Raw genomic sequence first — 6294 nt, 5'->3', positions numbered from 1 at the left:
TTAGACCCAATGGTGAACTGGGATACGGATGAGCTACGGGTTGCCTTGGAGGAGGTGGGGTTGGTGGTTGAAGTGGATGAAGAGCGTGAGCTTACCCAATTGCATATTACACCCGCCTTAATCGATCGCTGGTTCACTGCTACTTCAGCAACAAATAGACCTTCTTATGCGGCGCATTTGGCGAAGAATCTTACACAAGAAGAAATCCGTGTTGTAAAAGAGCTATTCACCCGCTCGTTGCTCCATCAGACTGTCAATTGGGAAAGTGCGATCGCTTTTGTGCGGGCTGAGTTGTCGTAAAGGTAGTTTTGAAGAAGCTAAGCGGCTGTGGGGAGGCATTTTGCCCAGATTTTTTTTAGGAAGGGCAGAACGGAATCGGGGTATTGAGAGTTGTGTTTTGTGCGATCGCGTTCAATTGCGTTCCATAAGTGTTGTAGCTGTTGTTTGGTGGAGCATTTTTGCAGTTGACAGGCAATGGCATTTTTCCATTGTTCCATCTGGCGGTAACTGATGAATTGTCCTCCTTTATCTAGGCGATGGACGAAGATAACGTAGAGCCAGGATTCGATTTTTACAATTTGTGATTCCGGAATTCTCAAGATTTTGGCAATTTGATGCTTGGTGATGCGGAATTTTTGCGCGGGGTTGATGCGACGAAATAGGGTTGTCATGGTTGCTTGATTTCTTGTGGAGTTTGTTGAATTCACATCTTGCCTAAACCCACTCATCCGCCAGGGGTTCAAACCCCTAACTAATAGCTAAAATCCTCTGAAAGAGGATTAAATGCTCAATAAACAAAGGTTTCAGTCCACTTGAGTGGACTTGAGCTATTAGCAAGGGAATAAATTCCCTTGCGGGTGAGGGCATTAATTTAAGATTTAATTTGAGCCTTGTTCTTGGTCAGTTGTGCGTTGAAACTGTTCGTTGGGAACATCAAAGACGACTTCAAATTCAGCAGCAGGCATGAAGCGCTTTAGAAAGCGTCGGTGATCTTCTGCGTCTTGGCGGTTGAAAAATCTCGCCACTGTATAGCGTCTGGCATCAGGTAGGAGTCGGATAATCGCCCAAGGGCGGGAGTAGTCTTCAGCTTGTGAGGTGCATTTTGGCAGAGTTTTCATGACTTCTCCACTGATGCTGGTTAAGGTGCGTTCAATGAGTTGCCAAAGCTGTTCGCGTTGGGGGCTGGTGTTGTTGGGTAGCAATGTCCAATCGCTGACGGGTGCTGGTAGCCAAGCGAGGATGTAATCGCCCTGACCCTCTTTGCAAAGCTTCCAGGATAGGTGTCGATTCTGTTTGCGGCATAGATAACCCTGTTGGCGCAAAGTTGCACAGATGCTCTCGCCTTCGGATTGAAGGCGCAGCCAGTCGGAGTGTTTCATTGTCAAAATCTGGGTAATGTCTTCAGGAAAGGCGATCGCCTACAACGAACTTTATTTACTGTTTAGCTGCCATCTTATTTTTTGTTTGGCAGTTATTCTATTTTATGTTGTGCAATAATTTTGTCAAGAGCCAATTTCTGCTTATGCGATAATTCAAGGGAATGCTCAATGGAAAATACGACGGGGAATGGAGAAGAAGCGCGGCAGACCGAAATCAGAAAAGAAGACGATCAGTGTGGGCATACGGATCGAACCAGAGGACTGGGAAAACCTGAATCAGGTAGCAGCCAGTCTGGGAATGACTCGCACGGAACTGATCACGCAAATATCCAGAGTCAAGAATCCAGAAGATTTACAGGCGTTTCAAGAGGCGAAATATCTGGGGGAATGCTTAGCCAATTAATCTTGGAAACTCAAGAGGAATTGGCTTATCTAGAACAGAAAATACCTCGCTTGAGGGCGCGGCTAAGCAGTTTTCAACAACTGTACGGGGATTTGCAGCGCAAAACGAGGGAAGATATCAATGAGGAAGATAAGGAAGATCAGGTTGGCGATAGCGAAGCGCTGCTGCTTACAGCAGATCGCATTGATGACACCAGCGACGAAGAATAATAGAACTGGTGAGTAGCAATGCATTCTATAAGCGTTGGCATGAAGCTTTCACAACTCTAAAAAGGAAAGCAGCGTCACATATCAATAACTTTAAATTGAAATTGTTGTCTTTCTATCTCTTGTTCCATTCGCAGTAAAAGTGTTTCTTCTATTTCACGTAGACTCGATACTATTAGGTCACTATGCCCAAACGTTTTACTTGCTAACCCAATAATTGAGTCATCATGATTTGGGTCAGACCAAGTGAAGAAATCCGTATAGAGTTGAGAGTAGGTTTCGTCAACTTCAGAAATAAAGTGCAAACCTATATGATGACGAGCAATCTGGGACGCAAGTAAGGTATTCATCACCAAAAAGTCGTGCCCTTGTTGAAACTCGGATACTATATCGTCTTTTTGACGCGCTTTCATTTCTAAATAAAGCTCTACGCAGCGAATTTTCAAATATTGTGTACCTATGTACAAGTAAAAACCAGAGCCAGTGCCCCCATCGTAGGCTTCCCAGTGGGTATTCCAAATTATTTCCTTAAACAAATCAAAGCCTTTTTTACCATAAAGAGCCACACCCAAAATAATCCCACCATTACAATCGGTTGAAGCTGTAGTTTGACCAAAATGAAAAATTTCCTCAAGAAGAGAATCATTGTTTGTCTTGATAGCTAATGCAGGAATAAATTCAGGAAAAATGTTTTTTCCGTAGCACTTCTTGATTTGTTCTTCAATTTCGTGTTCAAGTCCAACACAGGGTAAATTAAGAAGTCCCATACAAGCAGCTTTACTGAGGTGGTAATCTCCTAACTGGGCATATTCCCATAAAATTTGTTGAGCTGGAGTGTAGCCAAGATAACCCAAGCAGTGAAGAATATCCTCTGGAACTCCGTCACGCAGCTGTTCTCCTTGGAAGCAGTTTTCAACAAGAGCTTGCGCTGTTGATACATCTCCGTGAATCATTAAAGGCTCTATTAATTCATCACGTTGTTTAGCTGCCTCTAAAAATGCAGGTAAAAGAGCTTTCACGTCTTCCTGAGAGCCATAGTGTCTGATAGCTTGAATATAGGCATTTTTGAGTTGCCGTTCTCGTTCTTGGTTCTTATCTTTTTTGTAGAGATCTAAAAGACATTTCGTTGCTGGAAGCATTTCTCTCTATTAATTTGCATCAAACCAATTTTGAGAATTTTTAGTGCGATCGCCTATCCCCATAGCTTGGATTGATGCTGTTGTTACCCAACATCTACTCCCGTCCAACATCAACATCAAATGCAGCGATCGCACTTCAGCGTTAACGAGGATAGCGATCGCATTCTTTAATCGGAGTCGCCAAACCAGCACGAATTGATTCCCGCATTCCTGGTATCGAAAGTAGATATAGCGTCTCCTGAATTGCCAGCCAATCTGCTTCAGACAGTAAAATCGCATTGCTGCTTTGGGAAGTAATTACAATCGGCTGATGGGATTGACTCACGGCATCGATCAAATCTTGCAATCGCTGTTTGGCTTCATTAATAGGAATCATAGCCATCAACTGAGTAACGTTAAAACTCATTAGACTTTCATCTATTATGAGCGATGAGCGAGAGCGATGCGTGGCGCTAAATCTGCTGTTTTCAGCAGATCGCACTTCAGCGGGATTGACGATCGCATTGATCATCGGCAGCCTTCTTGATCAGCTAAAAACTATTATCGTCGGGAATTTCTGCTAAGATGAATCGAAAGCCAGTACATTCCGGTCTGTTGCTGGCGCATTGGAGAAAGCTCATTCAAGCTATCCAACTGAACACAAATTTCCTGCTCTTAGACTGGCCCCAGGCATTTGATTTGGGATAGGGGCACCACTAGGAGTAATTACATCCATGACATTTCGTAACCTCGGTCTTTCGACCGACCTGCTTCGTGCTGTTGCTGACTCTGGCTATATGGAGCCAACCCCCATTCAGCAGCAGGCAATTCCCGCCGTCCTGCAAGGACAAGACGTTTTCGCCAGCGCTCAAACGGGAACGGGCAAGACAGCAGGCTTTACCCTGCCTCTACTGCAACTCCTGAACACCACCAACCCCAACAAGGTACATCGCACGCCTCGCGCCCTCATCCTCACCCCCACTCGTGAACTGGCAGATCAGGTTAACGATAGCGTCAAAACCTATGGCAAATACCTGTCCTTGCGCTCGGCCGTCGTTTATGGTGGCGTCGGAATTAAAGCGCAAATTCAAACGCTGCGCCGGGGAGTTGATATTCTAGTCGCCACACCCGGACGATTGCTCGACCACCTTGGGCAACAGACTGTCGATCTCTCCCAAGTTGAGATACTGGTGCTGGATGAATGCGATCGCATGTTAGACATGGGCTTCATCCGCGACATCCGCAAAATATTGGCAATTCTCCCCCCATCCCGGCAGACGCTGATGTTTTCTGCCACCTTCTCTAAACCGATTCAGCAGCTTGCCAACACTCTGCTTAAGTCTCCAACCCAGATCGAAGTGGCTCCTCGCAATACCACGGCTGAGCAAGTGGAACAGTTAGTTCATCCGGTCGATCGCGATCGCAAGCGAGAACTCCTTTCTTATATGATCGGGTTCCACAACTGGAAACAGGTGCTAGTCTTCACCCGCACCAAACACGGAGCCAACCGCCTCGCCGAGCAGCTTGCTAAAGATGGGCTGAAAACAACTGCCATTCATGGCAACAAAAGTCAAGCCGCCCGCACCCGTGCCCTGCAAGACTTTAAGCAAGGGAAAGTGCGGGTATTAGTCGCCACCGACGTAGCCTCACGGGGTCTAGATATCGATCAGCTTCCTCATGTGGTCAACTTTGAACTGCCCAATGTACCAGAAGATTACGTGCATCGCATTGGTCGCACAGGTCGCGCTGGCAACGTTGGACGAGCGGTTTCTCTGGTATGTAGCGATGAATATCCATTCTTAAAGGACATCGAACGGTTGCTCAATCAAACCCTTACCAAAGAAGTGGTACCAGGATATGAGCCAACCGCCCCAGCCCAACCTAAAGTAGACCAACCGAAGCCTCAGCGATCGAATCAACGTCGCAGTAACCGGGCAAAATCCCAGACACCATCCAAACCCACCCGCACCCAAAAGCCCACCTCACCAGGGAATCGCGATCGAAAACGGCTCCGCACCGCCTAATCCCCTAGCGATTGCCACCCAGTGAACGCAAGATCCCCGACTTCTCTAAAAAGTCGGGGACTCTGAACCGCTGACAGGTCACGCCTTTTTACTACTCAGAAAGTTTTCGATTTTTCCAACTATTTTATCAGCAGGGCGTCGGGTGGTATAACCTGTAACTAAACATAAACATGCCCCGGTTTTAAATACTAAGACAATTTCGTATAATTTATCACCCCGTTCTACTCGAAAAGCTGAAATTTTATTGAAAGGCGCTAAATAAGAATCCTAAAGCTGCGAATAACGGAATTAGGGCAAGAAAACTATATGAGATTGCGTCTCGATTTTGTAGAATCAGTTGAGTAGGAGTTCGTTTGATAATTGTCATGCTTGCTTTTATATCCCTTAGAGTGAGAGGTATTGCTACCAAGAACTTATATCTCCCGCACTAAAGAGACTTATGCAGGGAGCTCGCAGGCAACCCTTCTGCGATCGCTCTTAATGCAAGAGCCTGTTGGATATCTCCTCGATCGCACGCTCAACGCCTTATGTACCGAATGGCATCCTCAACTCGTTACAATTAGCAATAAAGTGCAACCTAGCAAAATCTCCATCTCCTTGTTGGGGAGATTGTTAACAACGGTTCCAACGCTAATTGATTCTGCAACCGCCTATGCTCTCGTCGAACACCCAACCCCACCAATCCGTTGCAGTCGCTACTGTGTCTGCATCTGAAAAGCCATCATGGCAAATCAAATTGCTGTACGACGGTGAATGTCCGTTGTGTGTGCGAGAAGTTAATTTCTTGAGAAAACGCGATGCAGGCAGAGGAAAAGTGGCGTTTGTGGACATTGCAGACGATGACTATACTCCCGAAACGAATGGTGGGGTAGACTTTGAGACGGCAATGGGGCGAATCCATGCTGTACTCCCCAACGGCACTGTGATCAAAAATGTGGAAGTCTTTCGTCGAGTCTACGAAATCCTGGGCATAGGGTGGATTTATGCTGCCACCAAGCTACCTGTGATTGGTTGGATTGTGGATACCCTATATGAAATCTGGGCGGACTGGCGACTGAGTCTAACGGGACGACCAGATTTAGCAACTATTATGAGCGATCGCCAGAAGCGGATTGAGTGCAACACCATCGGGCGTTGCCAATTAACCGACCATGATGATTGACC

10 protein-coding genes are annotated in these 6294 nt (G+C 46.2%); 6 read left to right on the top strand and 4 right to left on the bottom strand.

All coding sequences use genetic code 11. The features are described from left to right. On the top strand, positions 1-300 hold a 300-nt coding region (locus NDI48_15550), incomplete at its 5' end, for an AAA family ATPase (GenBank protein ID MEP0832588.1). 17 nt (positions 301-317) lie between these two features. On the opposite strand, the gene NDI48_15545 is transcribed toward NDI48_15550, so the two are convergent. Further along, positions 318-671, bottom strand: coding sequence for a hypothetical protein (locus NDI48_15545; GenBank protein ID MEP0832587.1), 354 nt, complete (start codon positions 669-671; stop codon positions 318-320). A gap of 207 nt (positions 672-878) precedes the next feature. Next, positions 879-1379, bottom strand: coding sequence for a hypothetical protein (locus NDI48_15540; GenBank protein ID MEP0832586.1), 501 nt, complete (start codon positions 1377-1379; stop codon positions 879-881). A 187-nt stretch (positions 1380-1566) separates the two neighbouring features. On the opposite strand from NDI48_15540, the gene NDI48_15535 reads away from it, so the two are divergent. After that, positions 1567-1782: a hypothetical protein gene (locus tag NDI48_15535; protein MEP0832585.1), complete on the top strand. Its 216-nt coding sequence runs from the start codon at positions 1567-1569 to the stop codon at positions 1780-1782. Further along, positions 1767-1991 carry a hypothetical protein gene (locus NDI48_15530; GenBank protein ID MEP0832584.1) on the top strand — a complete coding sequence of 75 codons (225 nt, stop codon included), beginning with the start codon at positions 1767-1769 and terminating at the stop codon, positions 1989-1991. Before NDI48_15535 ends, NDI48_15530 begins: the two co-directional genes overlap by 16 nt. Before the next feature lie 74 nt (positions 1992-2065). On the opposite strand, the gene NDI48_15525 is transcribed toward NDI48_15530, so the two are convergent. Further along, on the bottom strand, positions 2066-3127 hold the full coding sequence (locus NDI48_15525) for a hypothetical protein (GenBank protein MEP0832583.1): 1062 nt from the start codon (positions 3125-3127) through the stop codon (positions 2066-2068). Positions 3128-3269: 142 nt separating this feature from the next. Continuing rightward, positions 3270-3638, bottom strand: coding sequence for a type II toxin-antitoxin system Phd/YefM family antitoxin (locus NDI48_15520; protein MEP0832582.1), 369 nt, complete (start codon positions 3636-3638; stop codon positions 3270-3272). Positions 3639-3840: 202 nt separating this feature from the next. Between NDI48_15520 and NDI48_15515 the strand changes: the two genes are divergently transcribed. The 3 genes from NDI48_15515 to NDI48_15505 all read left to right on the top strand — a co-directional run bounded on the left by NDI48_15515 (position 3841) and on the right by NDI48_15505 (position 6292). After that, a complete protein-coding gene (locus tag NDI48_15515) occupies positions 3841-5130 on the top strand; it encodes a DEAD/DEAH box helicase (protein ID MEP0832581.1) in 1290 nt (429 codons plus the stop codon). Positions 5131-5610: 480 nt separating this feature from the next. Continuing rightward, the gene (locus NDI48_15510) at positions 5611-5844 is read left to right on the top strand and encodes a hypothetical protein (GenBank protein MEP0832580.1); all 234 of its coding nucleotides are present in this window, start codon (positions 5611-5613) and stop codon (positions 5842-5844) included. After that, complete coding sequence (locus NDI48_15505; GenBank protein MEP0832579.1) at positions 5831-6292, top strand: DUF393 domain-containing protein; 462 nt, start codon at positions 5831-5833, stop codon at positions 6290-6292. Before NDI48_15510 ends, NDI48_15505 begins: the two co-directional genes overlap by 14 nt. The last annotated feature ends 2 nt before the right edge of the window (positions 6293-6294 follow it).

The sequence above is a fragment of the Microcoleus sp. AS-A8 genome (assembly GCA_039962225.1).
Lineage (GTDB): Bacteria > Cyanobacteriota > Cyanobacteriia > Cyanobacteriales > Coleofasciculaceae > Allocoleopsis.
The sequence above is the reverse complement of the archived record's forward strand: the minus strand, read 5'-3'. Positions and strand labels throughout refer to the sequence as shown.